Here is a 16,959-nt window from a genome sequence, read left to right on the forward strand (position 1 = left end):
CCCATGCAGGCCCTGCAGCGCGGCTTCACGCTCATCGAACTGGTGGTCACCGTGGCCATCGTGGGCGTGCTCGCCTCGGTCGCCGTGCCGCTGGTGGAGGTTCAGGCGCAGCGCGCGCGCGAGAGCGAGCTGCGTGCCGCGCTGCGCCAGATCCGCGAAGCGATCGACGCCTACAAGCAGGCCTACGACGAAGGCAAGCTGCCGCAGCGCGTGGGTGCCAGCGGCTACCCGCGCTCGCTCGACGAACTCGTGCAGGGCGTGCCCGACGTGCGCAGCCCCGACGGCAGCCAGCGCCTGGTCTTCCTGCGCCGCATTCCGCGCGACCCCATGAGCCCCGACCTGGACGCCCCGGCCGCCAGCGGCTGGGGCCTGCGCGCCTACGGCAGCCCGCCCGACGAGCCGCGCGCGGGCGAGGACGTGTTCGACGTCTATTCGCTCTCGCCGCGCCGTTCGCTGCGCGGCGAGCCCTACCGCCAGTGGTGATGCGCATGCGATCCCGCGGCTTCACGCTCATCGAACTGCTGGTGGTGATGGCCATCGTGGCCACGCTGCTCACGCTGGTCACGCCGCGCTACTTCGCGCAGGTCGAGCGCGCGCGCGAGGTCGCGCTGCGCGAAACCCTGGGCGTCACGCGCGCGGCCATCGACCGCTTCCACGGCGATCACGACCGCTATCCCGCGAGCCTCGAAGAACTGGTGGACAAACGCTACCTGCGCAGTCTGCCGCTCGACCCCGTGACCGAGCGCAGCGACAGCTGGGTGCTGCTGCCGCCCCCCGGGCGCGCCGACGGCGAAGCGGCGGGCGGCGCGGTGTGGGACCTGCGCAGCGGCGCCGTGGTGGAGGGCAAGGCCTATGACCAGTGGTGAGCGCATGCCGGCGCCGCGGGCCCGCCGCCAGCGGGGCATGGGCTACCTGCTGGTGCTCTTTGCCATGGCGGCCATCGGCATCGGCCTGGCGGGCACGGGCGAGGTGTGGCGAACGAGCGCGCAGCGCGAACGCGAAACCGAGCTGCTGTTCGTGGGGCAGCAGTTTCGCCTCGCGCTGGCCTCGTACCGCGACAGCAGCCCGCCCGGCACGCCGGTGGCGCCGCAGAGCCTGGACGAGCTGATCGAAGACCCGCGCTTTCCCAACGCGCGGCGCCACCTGCGCCGGCTCTGGGCCGACCCCATGACCGGCAAGGCCGAGTGGGGGCTGGTGGTGGCGGGCGGGCGCATCGTGGGCGTGCACAGCCTGGACACGCGAGAGCCGCTGCGCAGCGCCTTTCGCGCGCGCGACGCCGAGCTCGCCGGCGCGAGCTCGTACGCGCAATGGATCTTCAAGGCTGCCGAGATCCGGCAGCCCCTCAGCGACCCGTCCGTTTCGCCGAACGCCCCCCGGAGCCCCCCATGACCACGACCCCGCTGCCCTTCGTTCGACTCAACGCCAGTGACCTCGAGCATTTGCTCATCACCATCGAGCGCTCGCTCGAGGTGCAGACGCACGCGCAGTTCTACCTCTGGGCCCAGGGCGCTCTGCAGGGCTTCATTCCCCATGAGGCCATGTGGTGCGCCTGGGGCAATGTGGACACGATCCAGCTGCGCGTGCAGATGTTCGCGCGCGGCGTGATCGCGCCGCGCGTGGAACAGCAGATGACCGATCCCACCGACGGCATCCTGCCGCGCCTGGTCGACGACTGGTTGCGCGGCGGCCGCGCACCGCGCCTCATCAGCAGCGCCGGCGGCGACCAGATGGGCCGGCGCCAGCTGATCGGCGACCTCAAGCGCTGCGGCTTCGAGCATGCGGCCGTGCACGGCGTGCGCGAGGTGCAGGGCGACTACGGCAGCTTCTTCGTCTTCGCGGGGCTCGACCGCGTGCCCGACCACCGCACCGCCTACATGCTGGAACTGCTCATGCCGCACCTGCACCTGGCGCTGCACCGCATGCGCCAGCGCGAGACCCACGAGGCCTGCGCCGAGGTCGCGCCTGTGACCATCCTGTCCAAGCGCGAAATCCAGGTGCTGCACTGGGTGCGCAACGGCAAGACCAACACGGAGATCGGCCAGATCCTGGGCATCAGCCCGCCCACGGTGAAAAACCACGTGCAGAAGATCATGCGCAAGCTCAACGTGAACAACCGCGCCCAGGCCGTGGGCAAGAGCGCCACGCTGCGCCTCGTGACGCACGCCGACCTCGGCTGAGCAGGCCTTCGCCCGGCGGTGGGCCGGACGGGTCCGATGGTCAAAAACGTGACGCAATTCACCCTCTGAACGGACTATCGGCCGCCGGGAACACGGCGGCGGCCCCGCAAAGTTCGGTTTCTACAGTCCATCTCGTTCAACGAAGAAGCCATGGCGGTTTTGGAGTTGGCAGACGAAAGAAGTTCCTTCAACTTTTTCCTTCTCAGGACTGGACCCGACATGAAACTCAAACTCATCGCAGCCGCCGCTGCCTTCGCCGCTGCCGGCGCTGCGCACGCGGCCATCGCCCTGCCCACGGCCACCGGCAACAGCGACCTGGTCGCCAGCTTCTACAGCGTGGCCAGCAACTCGTCCGTCTATTTCGACCTCGGCGTGTCGATGTCCGACTTCGCCGCGGCCACGGGCGGCGCCTCGGGCACCGGCATCAAGCTGGTGTGGGACCTCGACGCCGGCACCTTCCAGGACCTGAGCGCCGCTGCCACCGGCCTCGCGACCCAGGCCATCAACTACGGCAGCGTGTTCACCAGCTTCCTCGGCGAGGTCTCGCTGGGCGACGTGAAATTCGACGTCAAGGCCGGTGACCGCCAGTACTCGGGCCTGCAGCCCGCGGCCGGCGCCGTGAGCCTGCTGACCACCAGCGCCGCGCCCACCGTGAGCTCGACCAACTCGAACCTGCTCACCGCGCTGACCAACCTGAACACCGCGTTCGGCTTCATGAACGGCGACACCACGAGCTCGACCCACAGCGACGCCGCCGGTGCCAACAAGTTCGACGAAGGCGACAACGCCCAGCAACTGGCCTACCTGAACGCCCAGGGCGAAAACATCAAGGTGCTGCCGTTCCAGACCGCCGGCTCCATCGCCAACCCGCTCAACATGTTCCTGGTGAGCTACACCACCGGCATCAACCCCGCGGCCGTGACGACCTACGCCGGCCAGTGGAGCTTCGACTCGGTGACCAACCAGCTGATCTACGCGACCGCGCCCGTGCCCGAGCCCGAGGCCTTCGCGATGCTGCTGGCCGGTCTGGGCCTGATGGGCGCGATCGCCCGCCGCCGCCGCACGCAGGCCTGAGCGCCTGACACCCCATCCCCGTCTTTCATCCAAAGGTTTCTCATGAAGCTCAAGCACATCGCCGCGATCGCCAGCCTGGCGGCCGCCGCTCCCGCCTTTGCCGCCACCGGCTCGCTGCAGGCGCTCTACAACGTCACCGCCGCGCGCACCGTGTACATCTCGGGCGCCTCGGCCCTCACCGGCTCGCTGGCCAGCGCCGTGGGCGCGCTCTGCCAGGGCGGCGTCGCCAACGTGCGCACGCTCAGCGTGGGCGGCAGCACCAGCGACGGCCGCGTGTTCGTCTGCACCACCTCGTCGGCCGGCCCGGCCGCGGGCGTGTTCAACGCGCCCTTCGCCGTGGTCAAGCGCGACACCAACGGCTCCTTCGACGGCGTCGGTCCGGTGATCAAGGGCAGCGCCCTGACCACCTGGGCCAACGTGGGCAACTGCGACGACGTGGCCCTGAACTGCGCGCGTGACACCACCACCGCCATCGTGCCCAACGGCGGTCTGTCCGACGTCGAAACCGCCATCTGGCGCGGCCTGAGCAACACCGGCGCGCTGAGCCAGCCGGTGCCCGTGCCCACCGGCATCACGCTCGAAACCGGCTTTGCCGGCCAGGGCTTCGGCATCATGGTCAGCGAAGAGCTCTACAAGGCCATGCAGACGCAGCAGAAGGCCGCCGGCCGCCTGCCCTCGACCTGCACCGTGGGCGACTTCACGGCCGGCGCGTGCCAGCCCAGCATCTCCAAGGCCGAGTACACCGCCGTGGTGCGTGGTGACGCCTTCAACTACGCCTTCAATGCCGCGCTCACGGGCACGAACGACCCGATCAACCTGTGCCGCCGCGTCGAGACCTCGGGCACCCAGGCCGCGTCGAACGCCTACTTCCTGAACAACCCCTGCGGCAACGGCAATCCCACGTTCGGCGCCATTCCGCCCAAGGCCGTGGACTTCAGCGGCGGCACCGCCGTGAGCTGGACCAACGGCGTGGCCGGCGCGACCGTGTCGGGCAACTACGACGACTTCGGCGGCCAGTTCGGCCTGTTCGAAGGCTCGGGCACCGGCGATGCGCGCAACTGCGTGATCCGTCGCAACAGCGGCAACAACCCCAACAACGTGGCCGACAGCCTGGGCAAGTACGCCATCGGCTTCATCTCGCTGGAGAACGCCCCGGCCGCCGGCTGGAAGCTGATCAAGCTCGACGGCGTGTCGCCCAACGCCTACGAGTCCACCGCCGCCGGCGGCTGGACCGTGGACAACGACCAGCGCCGCACCGTGGTGCAGGGCCGCTACGACCTGGCGCCCGAGTTCGAACTGCTGTACCCCACGAACAGCCCGTTCGCCGGCTTCTTCAGCGCCCTGAAGACCGCCTTCTCCACGCCTTCGGTGCTGAACACGCGCGGCATCTTCATCTCGCCGGCCGGCGCCAACACCTACACGGCCTTCCCCACGCAAGTGGCCAAGGGCACGCGCGCCGGCAACTTTTGCGCGCCGCAGAGCCTGACCGAGTAAGCCTCGGTTGAACAGGCCGTCCGGGCCCCCGCGGGCCCGGATCGGGCCGGACCATCCTCCAACCATCTGCCGGCAACGGCAGATGGTGTTTGTCTTCCTGGGCTGGGGTTTCTGATGCCTGCTGTTTTTCCGCGCGCCTGGCGGCGCGCCACCGGTGGCCTGCTGCTGGCGCTGTGCGCGTCGGTGCAGGCGCAGGACGCGCGCTTCGACGTCTTCGAGTACCGCGTCGAAGGCACGAGCCTGCTGCCGGCCATCACCATCGAACGCGCGGTGTACGCGCACATGGGCGAGAGCAAGACGCTGGCCGACGTGGAGAAGGCGCGCGAAGCGCTCGAGAAGGCCTACCACGGCGCTGGCTACCTCACGGTGCTGGTGAGCATTCCGCAGCAGCGCGTGGACGGCGGTGTGGTGCGCCTGCAGGTCACCGAAGCGCCGGTGGACCGGCTGCGCGTGACCGATGCGCGCTTCTACAGCCCCGAAGACATCAAGGCCGCCGCGCCCTCGATGCAGGAGGGGCAGGTGCCCAACTTCCAGGACGTGCAGGCCGAGCTCACGGCCCTCAACCGCAGCCCCGACCGCCGCGTGACCCCGGTGCTGCGCCCCGGCAAGACGCCGGGCACGGTGGAAGTGGACCTGAAGGTGCAGGACCGCTTCCCCTTCCACGGCAGCGTGGAGCTCAACGACCGCTACAGCCCCGACACCACGCGCACGCGCGCCAGCGCCAACCTGCGTTGGGACAACCTCTGGGGCCGCCAGCACAGCATCGGCCTCACGGTGCAGACCGCGCCCGAGAAGCCCAGCGAGAGCCGGGTGTTCTCGCTCAACTACACGCTGCCCCTGCAAAGCGGCGGCTTTCTCGCGCTCTACGGCATCCGCTCCGACTCCGACGTGTCGGCCGTGGGCGCGCTCAACGTGGTGGGCCGCGGCGATATCTTCGGCCTGCGCTACATCCGCCCGCTGCCGGGCAGCGACGGTTTCTTCCACAACGCCAGCTTCGGCATCGACCACAAGGACTTCGACCAGTCGGTCAACCTGATCGGCAGCGGCGGCTTCAACACGCCCATCGCCTACACGCCCTTGAGCATCGGCTGGGACGGCACCTGGCTCACCGCGCAGCGTACCACGCGCGCGGGCCTGTCGTTCAACTTCCACACCAGCGGCCTCGGTGCAAGCGAACAGGAGTTCGCCGACAAGCGCTTCATGGGTCGGCCTTCGTACATGTACCTGCGCGGCCATGCCTCGCAGGAACGCACGCTGGCCGGCGATTGGGGCATCGACTGGCGCGCGAGCGGCCAGTGGGCCGACCAGGCGCTGATCTCCAACGAGCAGTTCGCCATCGGCGGCCTGGACACGGTGCGCGGCTACTACGAGTCGGCCGCGCTGGGCGAGCTCGGCCTGGCGCTGAGCGTGGAGGGCCGCAGCCCCAACCTGGCCAAGCGCTGGCCTTCGCTGGCCGACACCTTCAGCGAACTGCGCGCGCTGGCCTTCGTGGACGCGGGCCACGTGCGCGTGATCGACCCCATCACCGAAACCCGCAAGTACACGCTGGCCAGCCTGGGCCTGGGCCTTCGCGCGCGCGGGCCGAACGGCCTGCAGGCGGCCCTGTGGTGGGCCTACCCGCTCAAGGCCCTGGGCAGCACCGCGCGCGGCGAGCAGCGCCTGCACTTCAGCCTCGCCTACGAGTGGTGAGGCCGCGCCTCGCCGCCGCACCCCCAACCTTGCTGATCACCGCCCCGAGGAGAACCCCGCCATGAACCGCCAACGCCACCGCATCGTCTTCAGCCGCCACCTCGGCGCCCTCGTGGCCGTGGCCGAATGCGCGCGCGCCCAGGGCAAGGCCGCCAGCGGTGCACGCGCCGCGGGCGCGGCGCTCGCGGGCGCGCTGCTGCTCACGGCCACCGCGCACGCGCAGAACCTGCCCGTGCCCAGCGCGGGCGTGGGCATGCCCTCGTTCGTGACCTCGGGGCAGGCGGCCTACCAGACGCTGGGCAACCAGGCCTTCGTGAACCAGGTGGGCAACAAGGCGATCCTGAACTGGCAGAGCTTCAACGTGGGCGCGGGCCACAGCGTGCAGTTCCGCCAGGTGCAGGACCTCGCGGGCAACCAGCTGGTGCCGGGCGCGAGCTTCACCACGCTCAACCGCATCTGGGACATCAACCCCAGCGTGATCGCGGGCAGCATCGGCCAGGCCCCGGGGCAAAAGGCCAACGTGATCATGGTCAACACCAACGGCATCGCCTTCATGGGCGGCTCGCAGGTCAACCTCAACAGCTTCACGGCGAGCTCGCTCAACATCGCCGACCGCTTCATCACCGAGTCCTTCGTGCCCGGCGACGGCGTGGCCCAGTTCCAGGGCGACACCGGTTTCATCAAGGTCTTCGAAGGCGCGCAGATCAGCGCCGGCAACTTCGGCCGCGTGATGCTGCTGGCTCCCACGGTGGTCAACCGCGGCGAGGTCAAGGCGCCCGATGGCCAGGTGATCGCCGCGGCCGCGAGCAAGGTCTACCTGAGCAGCGCGGGCGCCGACAGCAACGTGCGCGGCCTGTTGGTGGAGATCGACACGCCCGCGGCCGCCACCGGCCTGGACGTGGCCAACACCAGCGTGCGCGACGGCGTGCTCGACGGCCGCGCGGTGGCGCTCACCAACGCCGCCGAGGACAAGCTGGGCGCGGTGACCAACCGCGGCACCCTGGCCTCGGACCGCGGCAACGTGACCATGATCGGCCTGTCGGTGAACCAGTCGGGCATCGCGCGGGCCTCGACCTCGGTGGTGGCCAACGGCTCGGTGTACCTGGTGGCGGCCGATCGCGCCATCGACGCGAACGGCCAGCGCCTGGCCAACGGCGCGCAACGCGGCGGCCGCGTGGTGCTCGGCGCGGACAGCCGCACCGAGGTCACCATCGACGAACAGACCACGATCGACGCCGCGACCGGGCAGCCCAAGCCGCTCACCTCCACCGACAACCCGCAGCTCGGCGGCAGCGGCCTCGACCGCCCCTCGGTGGTGGCGGTGACGGGGCACGACGTGCGCATGGAAGGCGGGGCCGCCATCACCGCGCGCGCCGGCCGCGTCGCGCTGACCGCGCTCGACGCGCCCGGCGCCGCGAGCCAGCTCGTCGAGGGTGGCGTGCCCGCCTCGTCATCGGCCAGCCTGCACATCGCCGACGGCGCGCGCATCGACGTCTCGGGCCTGGACGACGTGCAGGTTTCGGTGGCGCGCAACAGCGTGGCCGTCGAACTGCGCGGCGACGAGCTCAAGGACTCGCCCATCAACCGCAACGGCCCGCTGCGCGGGCGCACCGCCTACGTGGACGTGACGCGCGCGCTCGCCAACGCCGAGGCCGGCCTGCCCACGCTGATCGCCGAAGACAGCCTGGCCGCCTACGCCGCGCGCCTGGAGCGCACGGTCTCGGAGCGTTCGACCCAGGGCGGCCAGATCGAGCTCTTCAGCCAGGGCCAGGCGGTCGTGAAGAGCGGCGCCACGCTCGACGTCTCGGGCGGCAAGGTCACCTACACGCCGGGCGTGGTGAAGACCTCGCTGCTCGTGAAGGACGGCAAGCTCACCGATCTCGCCGACGCGCGCGCCGACGTGGCCTACAGCGGCATCGCCAACCAGTACGTGGTGGACCACGGGCGCTGGAACGTCAAGGAGACCATCGAGCTGCCCAGCACCTGGCAGTACAACGCGGGCTATGTGGAAGGCAAAGCCGCGGGCGGGGTGCAGGTCTTCGGCATGAAGGCCACGGTGATGCAGGGCCAGGTGCAGGGCCGTACCACCGCGGGCAGCCTGCAGCAGCGCGCGGGCACGCTGCCGCGGGGCGCCACGCTCACGCTGGGCTACGACGACCTCAGCGCCGCGCGCAACGCGGTGAGCACGCTGGCCTTGCCCACGCGCGACTTCAAGATCAACCAGCAGGTCGTGATCGGGCAGGGCCTGGCGCGCCTGCCCGACGGTTACCAGGTGGGCGACGCCCTGCCCGACGAGCAGGCGCGCCAGCTCAACCTGGACAGCGGCCTGGTCGGCGAAGGCAAGGTGGCCAACCTGCGCGTGCTGTCCAACCAGGCGGTGGTGGTGCGCGATGCGCTGCGCACGCCGCAGGGCGGTTCGGTGTCGCTCACCGGGGCCTCGGTCGACGTGCAGGCCGGCATCACGGCGCGCGGCGGTTCGGTGAACCTGCTCGCGCGCAACACGGCGGGCACCATGCCGGTGTCGGCCTCGGGCGCGGTGCCCGACCCGGTGCTGCGCCTGGCCGACGGGGTGCGCATCCGGACCGAGGGCGTGTTCACCAACGCGCGCGCCAGCGCGCCGGGCGACCGGCAGGCCACGGTCGCGCTCGACGGCGGCAGCATCCAGCTGCGCGCGGAAAGCCAGGCCAACGGCACGGTGCAGGCCTCGCGCGGCCAGGTGCTGCTGGGGCAGGGCGTGCGGCTGGACGCGAGCGCGGGCGCCGCGCTCGCGGCCGACGGCAGCGTGCAGCAGGGCGCGGCCGGCGCCGTGACGATCGCGGGCCACACGGTGCAGGGCTTCACGGGCGACACCGCGCAGGCCTACGGGGCCGACCGCGGCGGCTCGCTCACGCTGGGCAGCCAGCGCATCCAGGTGGGCGGCGCGGCAGCGGCCACCGCCGGCACGCTCAACCTCGACCCGGCGTTGCTGTCGCGCGGCGGCTTCGGCACGGTCCAGCTCAACGGCATCGAGCGCGTCGAGGTGGCGGCCGACACCACCGTGGCGCCGCGCCTGCAGAACCGCGTGCTCGACGCCAACGCCCCGGCGCGCGCGAGCGGCACGGCCATGGCCGAGGTGTCGTCGGTGGTCACGCGCAGCGACGAGCAGCGCCGCGCGGTGAACCTGGGTCTCTCGGCGGGGCAGAGCGAACTCGGCGTGGGCACGGTGGTGGTCAACGCGGGTGCGCGCATCGAGGCCGATCCGGGCGCCACCGTCACGCTGTCGGCGCGCGACGCCATCGTCATCGACGGCACCGTGCGCGCGCAGGGCGGGCGCATCAGCGCCACGCTCGACCGCAGCACGGGCCAGGCCAACACGCCGGGCAACGTGAACCCGATCTTCCTCGGTGCCCGGGCCGTGCTCGACGCGTCGGGCACCTTCGTGGGCTACACCGATGCGAGCGGCGCGCGGCAGGCGCGCCGCTTCGACGGCGGCACGGTGGAGCTGCTCGCCAGGTCGGGCTACGTGGTCACGCAGCAGGGCGCCACGATCGACGTCTCGGGCGCTGCGCCGCAGACCCTGGACCTGCCCAACGAGGCCGGCGGCGTGGGGCGCACGCTGGGCACCGACGGCGGCACGGTGCGCATCCGCGCCGAAGAGGGCGCGCTGCTCGACGGGCGCCTGCTCGCGCAGGGCGGCACGGCGAGCGATCGGGCCGGCACCTTCGAATTCACGCTCAGCCAGTACGTGCAGCAGCCCGCCGGTTCGCCGCCGCAGCCGCCCATCACGCTGCGTCTGGACAACAGCGTGGCGCCGCAGACCGCGGGCCTCACGCCGGCCTCGGCCATTCCCAATGCGTCGGGCACGCGCGCCACGCTGAGCGCGCAGGCGCTGGAGCAGGCGGGCTTCGACCGCATCCGCCTGAGCAGCCGCGACGGCATCGCGCTGGGCGACGGCCTGGCGCTGGGCGAAGGCCGCGCGCGGCCGCTGCGCGAGCTCACGCTCGACGCGGCCCGCATCCGCACCGACAACGGCAGCGCGCGGGTTCAGGCCGAGACGGTGCGCCTGGGCAACTTCGACACCGGCCGCGTGGCCGCCAGCGGCAACGCGCAGACCGCGGGTTCGCTGCAGGTGCAGGCCGGGCAGATCGAGGTGGCGGGCAAGCTGCAGTTCGAGGGCATGGGCGCGGCGCGGCTCGAGGCCCGCGACAGCCTCACGCTGTCGGGGCTGAGCAATGGCAGCACGCGCCCCACGGGCGCGCTCACGAGCTCGGGCGATCTCACGCTGAGCGCCGCCACCGTGTCGCCCTCGACCTTCAGCGACTTCACGGTGCAGGCCGACGGGCGCCGCCTGCGCATCGAATCCCCGGGCGCGGCGCCCGCGCAGCCGCTGTCGGCGCAGGGCCGGCTCACGCTCAAGGCCGCCGACATCACCCAGGCCGGCGTGCTGTGGGCGCCGCTGGGCAGCATCGACCTGCAGGCCACGGGCGCGCTGTCCTTCGAGCCCGGCAGCCTGACCTCGGTGGCGGCCACGCCGGGCAGCGTGCTGCCCTTCGGCAAATTGGTCAACGGCCGCGACTGGGTGTACGACGTGGACAGCACACGCGTGCCCGCGGGCCAGATCCCGGTGGCCGGCCTCGAAGGCAAGGCCGTGCGCGCCAGCGGCGGCACGGTCAAGCTCAAGCAGGGCGCGCGCATCGACCTCTCGGGCGGCGGCGACCTGCAGGCCTACGAGGTCACCGTGGGGCCGGGCGGTTCGAGCGACGTGCTCGCGGCCGCGGGCACCTACGCCATCCTGCCCGGCTACCGGGGCGGCACCGCGCCGGTCGACGCGCAGGAGGCCCGCGGCTTCGACCGCGCGGTGGGCGATGCGGTCTACCTCTCGGGCGTGCCGGGCCTGGCCGACGGTGTCTACACGCTGCTGCCGGGCCACTATGCCCTGCTGCCCGGCGCCTACGCGGTGCGGCTGGACAGCCGCGCCGGCGCGGTGCTGCCGGGCCAGGCCTACACGCGCGAGGACGGCATCCGTGTGGCCGCGGGCTACTTCACCGACACGCGCGCCAACGCCACGCGGTCGTCGCAGTGGCAGGGCATCCAGGTGCTCAGCGGCGATCAGGTGCGCGAGCGCGCCGAATTCACCGTGGCGCGCGCCTCGTCGTTCTTTGCGGGCGGCAGCCGTCCGCAGGACGCGGGCCTGCTGTCGGTGCAGGCCACGCAGGCCGGGGCCGGCGCGATCGCGCTGGGCGCGCAGGTCTCGGGCCGCGCGGGCGGCGACGGGCGCGGCCTGGCGCTGGACCTCGCCGCGCCCGACCTGGCCATCGTGGGCGGCGGCGCCACGGCCCCGGCGGGCGCCACGGTGATCGACACCGCGCAGATCGCGGCCATGGGCGCGGACAGCATCCTCATCGGCGGCGTGCGCAGCACCGCGAGCGCCAACGGCCAGGCGGTGACCACGGTGCGCACCCAGGCCAACCGGGTCACGCTGGCCAACGACGCCGGCCACGCGCTGAGCGCCGACGAAGTGATGCTCAGCGCGCGTGACCGTATCGAGCTGCAGGACGGCAGCGTGGTCGAAGGCCAGGGCGCGCAGCGCGCGCGCGAGGCGGTGCAGGTCGACGGCAACGGCGCCTTCGTGCGCGCCGCGTCCTTCGACGCCGGCTTCGAGCGCACCGGCAGCCCCGACGGCAGCACCGGTGTGCTGAGCGCGGCCAGCGGCGCCACGGTGCGCGCGTCCAGCGCCATCGTGCTCGATGCGACGCGCGACAACGCCTTCGGCGGCCAGCTGCGTTTCGAAAGCGGCGGCCAGCGCACCAAGGGCCACTTCGCCCAGGGCGCTTCGCGCTTCAACTTCGGCGCGGTGCCGGCCGGCACCAGCGGCATCACCTACTCGCAAAGCGCGCTCGACGACTTCGCGGACCTGGCCTCGCTCACCCTCACGAGCTACAGCAGCTTCGACTTCCACGGCGGCGTCACCGTGGGCCAGGCCGATGCCCAGGGCCGCGCCACGCTGGGGGCGCTGCGGCTGCAGGGCGGGGCCATCCGCGGCGTGAACAACGACGGCCAGACCGCCACGCTGCGCGCCCGCTCGCTGACCCTGGCCAACCCCGGCGGGCCGGTGGCGGCCGGCGCCACGGCGAGCGGCAGCGGTGCCTTGCGCGTCGAGGCCGAGCAACTGGTGCTGGGCACGGCCACGCCCCAGCCCCTGCCCGCGGGCCAGACCACCGACAACCGCGGCCAGGTGGCCGTGGCCGGCTTCGCCCAGGGCGTGAGCGTGCGCGCCGACGAGGTGCTGGCGCGCGGCAAGGCCGCCCTGGCCGTCGACGGCACGCTGGCCGTGTCGACCGCGCGCATCGCCGCCGACAAGGGCGCCGACCTCGCGCTGTCCAGCAGCGGCGCCATGGCCGTCACGCAACACGCGCCGGCCGCGGCCCTGCCCGGGTCGCAGGCGCTGGGCGGGCGCGTGTCGCTGCAAGGCCCGTCGGTGCGCTTCGACACCCTGGCCAGCCTGCCTTCGGGCCAGCTGGCCATCACGGCGGACAGCGGCGAACTCGAGCTCGGGCCGAACGCGCGCGTGGACGTGGCGGGCCGCCGCCTGGCCTTCGGCGACGCCAGCGCGGTGTCGCCCGGCGGCGCGGTGCAGCTCACGGCCAAGGCCGGCAACGTCCGCGTGCAGCCGGGCGCGCGCATCGACATCTCCGCGCCCGCCGACGCCGATGGCGGGCGGCTGCAGATCGACGCGGTGGCCGGCACCGTGTCGCTGGCCGCCGGCAGCGTGGCGGCCGGCACCGCGGGCGCGGGCGAAGGCGCGCGGGTGGCGATCGATGCCGGGCGGGTGGACAACTTCTCCGACCTCAACGCGGTGCTGGAGGCGGGCGGCGCCAGCGGCGCGCGCAGCGTGCGCGCGCGCACCGGCGATCTGGTGGTGGCGCAGGGCGACACCGTACGCGCGCACGAGATCGCGCTCGCGGCCGACGCGGGCCGCGTCGCGGTCAACGGCACGCTCGATGCCTCGGGCGCACAGGCCGGGCGCATCGGCGTGCTGGCCGGGCAGGACCTCACGCTCGGCGGCCAGGCGCTGGTGCAGGCGCGCGCCAGCGCCGCGGGCGAGAACGGCGGCCAGGTGCTGCTGGGCTCGCGCGAGGGCACGGTTGCGCTGCAGGGCGGCAGCCGCGTGGACCTCGCGGGCGGGCAGGGCGGCCGCGGCGGCACGCTGCAGTTGCGCGCCCACCGCACGGGCACGGGCGGCGCCGCGGGCACGGGCGCGGGCGCCGGCACCGGCGTGGCCGTGGCGCGCGTGGACGGCACCGTGGCCAACGCCGCCGCGATCCACATCGAGGCCGTCAAGGTCTACGAGGGCAAGACCACGCTGACCGCCACCGGCGCGAGCACCGGCAGCACCCTCAGCCGCAGCGACGTGGACAGCCAGAACACCGCGTTCGCGGCCTCGCACGGCGCCATCAAGTCGGCGCTCGGGCTGGACAGCGACCCGCGGGTGCACGTGCTCAATGGCGTGGAGGTGCGCTCGGCCGGCGCCATCACGCTCGCTGCCGACTGGAACCTCGACACCAGCAAGGCGGGCGGCGAGCCGGGCGTGCTCACGCTGCGCGCGCAGGGCAACGTGAACCTCAACAACAACCTCTCCGACGGCTTCGGCGTGGCCACGCCCTGCACCACGCCCACCTGTGCACCCAACGCGCCCTCGGTGGCGGTGCTGCGCGCGGCGCCCTCGTGGTCGTACCGCATCGTGGCCGGCGCCGACGCCAGCGCGGCCGACCCGCTGCAGCTGCGCCCGGCCGATGCCGACGTGGTGCTGGCCAGCGGCAAGCTGGTGCGCACGGGCACGGGCAGCATCGACGTGCGCGCCGCACGCGACATCGTGCTGCAGGGCAATGGCAGCGTGATCTACACCGCGGGCCGCGTGGCCGACAGCCTGCCTGGCTACGCGACCCCGAACAACCTGCTGCGGCCCGTCTTCGCGCAGGACGGCGGCGACCTGAGCCTGCAGGCGCAGCGCAACATCACCGCCCAGCCCTCGACCCAGCTGTTCTCGGACTGGCTGTTCCGCCAGGGCGCGGTCAACCTGGGCACCGGCGACTTCACGCAGACGCCGTCGTGGTGGGTGCGCTTCGACCGCTTCCAGCAGGGCGTGGGCGCGCTCGGCGGCGGCGACGTGAGCGTGCGCGCGGGCCAGACGGTCAAGGACCTCGCGGTGTCCGCGCCCACCCAGGGCCGCACGGTGGGCGCCCAGCCCGGGGCCGCCACCACCACGGTGACCGGTGGCGGCGACGTGCGCATCGAGGCCGGCGCCGACGTGCTCGGCGGCGCCTGGCTGGCCGGCGATGGCGCGCTCAACGTGCGCGCCGGCCGCAGCGTGGGCGCCAGCGACACGGCCGTGCTCACCGGCGCGGCGCCGCTGGCGCCGGTGATCGCGCTGGGCGACGCCCGGGCCCGCGTGACGGCGGGCGGCGACCTCAGCGTGCAGCAGGTGCTGAGCCCGCAGGCGCTGGTGCAGTCGCCGGCCAACCTGGTCACCGGCATCGGCCTCACGCAGCCCGCGCGCAGCCTGTTCACCACCTATGGCGACGACAGCGGCCTGCAGGCGCAGTCGATCGCGGGCGACGTGCGCCTGATCGCCTCGCGCGATGCGCTCGAAAGCGCCTACCCCGCGCTGGCCACGCTCGAAGGGCGGCGCGTGGCCGACGCGGCCTACGTGATGCCGCCGCAGCTGTCGATGACCGCGCTGCAGGGCTCCGTCTCGGTCGGCACCAACTCGCGCGATCTGCTGCTCGCGCCCTCGCGCCAGGGGCAGCTGGCCCTGCTGGCCGCCGACTCGGTGAAGATCAACAACCTGGTCACGCTGAGCGACCAGGGCAGCGGCGTGGTGCCGACCGCGGCACGACCCGCGCTGGTCAACACCGCCTCGGGCGACCTGAGCCTGCCGGGCGTGATCGTGAACCCCGACGCGCCGCGCGCCAGCGACCACGCGTCCACGCCGGTGCACGGCGCCGACGCGGCGCCGGTGGTGGTGGTCGCGCGCGACGGCGACGTGGCGGGCTTCTACAACCCGGCGCTGCAGCAGCTCTACGGCGGCATCCAGAGCGCCAAGCCGGTGCTGGTGCAGGCCGGGCGCGACGTGCAGGACCTGAGCGTGCTGGCGCAGCACAGCGACGCCGCGCAGACCTCGCGCATCGAGGCCGGGCGCGACCTGCGCTTCTCGGGCAGCCAGCGCCGCGAGCGCGCGCGCATCGCGCTGTCCGGACCGGGCGCGCTCGAGGTGACGGCGGGCCGCGACATCGCGCTCGGCACGTCGGCGGGCATCAGCTCGCGCGGCAACCTCGACAACCCCAACCTGCCCGAGGCCGGGGCCGACCTGCGCCTGGCCGCGGGCGTGGGCCCGCAGGGCCTGCAGCTCGAGAACGCGGTGACGCGGCTGCTGCAGAAACTCGATGCGGGCACGGTGGACGACAGCAGCCTGTGGCAGGCGCGCTGGCTCACGGGCGACGCCACGCTGCAAGCCGGCAACGCGCGGGCCGCGGTGCAGGCGGTGGCCGCACTCGACGTGGCGCAGCAGCGCCTGAAGGTGCGCGAGATGCTGTTCACCGCCTTGCGCCAGACCGGGCGCGACTCGAACGACGCGGCCAGCGGTTACGCCGGCAACTACCAGCGCGGCTACGACACGATCGAGTTGCTGTTTCCGGGCATCGGCCAGGCCGGCCAGACGCGCTACCAGGGCAAGGTCGACCTGTTCGCCAGCCGTGTGAAGACCGAGCGCGGCGGCAGCATCGACGTGCTGGTGCCGGGCGGCGACCTGGTGGTCGGGCTGGCGAACACGCCGGCCGATCTGGTCAACGTGGGCAGCAACGTGCTCGGCATGGTGGTGGCCGGGGCCGGCGATCTGCGCGGCTTCTCGCGTGGCGACATGCTCGTGAACCAGTCGCGCATGCTCACGGTGGGCGGCGGCGACGTGCTGCTGTGGTCGAGCGAAGGCGACATCGACGCCGGCCGCGGCAAGAAGACCGCGTCGGCCGTGCCGCCGCCGCTGATCGCCATCGACGCCCAGGGCAACGTGACGCAGGTGCTGCAGGGCGCGGTCTCGGGCTCGGGCATCGGCGCGCTGCAATCGGGCGCCACGCCGGCCGGCGACGTCGACCTGATCGCGCCCAAGGGCACGGTCAACGCGGGCGACGCGGGCATCCGCGCGGGCAACCTCAACATCGCCGCGCAGGTGGTGCTCGGCGCCGACAACATCTCGGTGAGCGGCACCAGCACCGGCACGCCGGTGGCCGACACGAGCGCCGTGACGGCCGCCGCCTCGGGCGCCACCACGGGCGGCGACGACGCCTCGCGCGTGGTCGAGTCGCTCAACCAGGCCGCGGCCGAATCGGCCAAGGCGGCGCAGGAACTCGCGAGCGCGTTGCGCCCGTCGGTGGTGCGCGTCGAGGTGCTGGGCTACGGCGAATGAGCGCGTGTGGCGGGGCCGATCGGACCTCGATAGTCCGATCGGCTCACGCCACGTTTCTGACACAAGCGCGCCGCCGTCGCTTCTTAA

At 72.9% G+C, this 16,959-nt stretch carries 8 protein-coding genes; all 8 read left to right on the forward strand.

What is annotated here, in order from left to right; translation table 11 throughout:
• Positions 1–3 precede the first annotated feature (3 nt).
• Positions 4–483 (forward strand): type II secretion system protein, encoded by a 480-nt coding sequence (locus G9Q37_RS00515; protein ID WP_205710699.1) that lies wholly within the window; start codon positions 4–6, stop codon positions 481–483.
• A gap of 5 nt (positions 484–488) precedes the next feature.
• A complete protein-coding gene (locus tag G9Q37_RS00520; protein WP_205710750.1) occupies positions 489–866 on the forward strand; it encodes a type II secretion system protein in 378 nt (125 codons plus the stop codon).
• 4 nt (positions 867–870) lie between these two features.
• Positions 871–1,389 (forward strand): type II secretion system protein, encoded by a 519-nt coding sequence (locus tag G9Q37_RS00525; RefSeq protein ID WP_166223003.1) that lies wholly within the window; start codon positions 871–873, stop codon positions 1,387–1,389.
• A complete protein-coding gene (gene epsA, locus G9Q37_RS00530) occupies positions 1,386–2,177 on the forward strand; it encodes an XrtB/PEP-CTERM-associated transcriptional regulator EpsA (protein ID WP_166223006.1) in 792 nt (263 codons plus the stop codon). Before G9Q37_RS00525 ends, epsA begins: the two co-directional genes overlap by 4 nt.
• 219 nt (positions 2,178–2,396) lie before the next feature.
• On the forward strand, positions 2,397–3,251 hold the full coding sequence (locus G9Q37_RS00535; RefSeq protein WP_166223009.1) for a PEP-CTERM sorting domain-containing protein: 855 nt from the start codon (positions 2,397–2,399) through the stop codon (positions 3,249–3,251).
• A 42-nt stretch (positions 3,252–3,293) separates the two neighbouring features.
• Positions 3,294–4,745, forward strand: coding sequence for a hypothetical protein (locus G9Q37_RS00540; RefSeq protein ID WP_166223012.1), 1,452 nt, complete (start codon positions 3,294–3,296; stop codon positions 4,743–4,745).
• 114 nt (positions 4,746–4,859) lie between these two features.
• Positions 4,860–6,434, forward strand: coding sequence for a ShlB/FhaC/HecB family hemolysin secretion/activation protein (locus G9Q37_RS00545; RefSeq protein ID WP_166223015.1), 1,575 nt, complete (start codon positions 4,860–4,862; stop codon positions 6,432–6,434).
• 61 nt (positions 6,435–6,495) lie between these two features.
• Positions 6,496–16,872 carry a filamentous haemagglutinin family protein gene (locus G9Q37_RS00550; protein ID WP_166223018.1) on the forward strand — a complete coding sequence of 3,459 codons (10,377 nt, stop codon included), beginning with the start codon at positions 6,496–6,498 and terminating at the stop codon, positions 16,870–16,872.
• Positions 16,873–16,959: the final 87 nt, after the last annotated feature.

Origin of the sequence: Hydrogenophaga crocea (assembly GCF_011388215.1) — a bacterium.
GTDB lineage: Bacteria > Pseudomonadota > Gammaproteobacteria > Burkholderiales > Burkholderiaceae_C > Hydrogenophaga > Hydrogenophaga crocea.

Excerpts from the sequence above, each read along its gene's own strand:
- G9Q37_RS00535 (WP_166223009.1), top strand. The coding sequence starts at position 2,397 with ATGAAACTCAAACTCATCGCAGCCGCCGCTGCCTTCGCCGCTGCCGGC.
- G9Q37_RS00515 (WP_205710699.1), top strand. The coding sequence starts at position 4 with ATGCAGGCCCTGCAGCGCGGCTTCACGCTCATCGAACTGGTGGTCACC.
- G9Q37_RS00525 (WP_166223003.1), top strand. The coding sequence starts at position 871 with ATGCCGGCGCCGCGGGCCCGCCGCCAGCGGGGCATGGGCTACCTGCTG.
- epsA (WP_166223006.1), top strand. The coding sequence starts at position 1,386 with ATGACCACGACCCCGCTGCCCTTCGTTCGACTCAACGCCAGTGACCTC.
- G9Q37_RS00545 (WP_166223015.1), top strand. The coding sequence starts at position 4,860 with ATGCCTGCTGTTTTTCCGCGCGCCTGGCGGCGCGCCACCGGTGGCCTG.
- G9Q37_RS00540 (WP_166223012.1), top strand. The coding sequence starts at position 3,294 with ATGAAGCTCAAGCACATCGCCGCGATCGCCAGCCTGGCGGCCGCCGCT.
- G9Q37_RS00550 (WP_166223018.1), top strand. The coding sequence starts at position 6,496 with ATGAACCGCCAACGCCACCGCATCGTCTTCAGCCGCCACCTCGGCGCC.
- G9Q37_RS00520 (WP_205710750.1), top strand. The coding sequence starts at position 489 with ATGCGATCCCGCGGCTTCACGCTCATCGAACTGCTGGTGGTGATGGCC.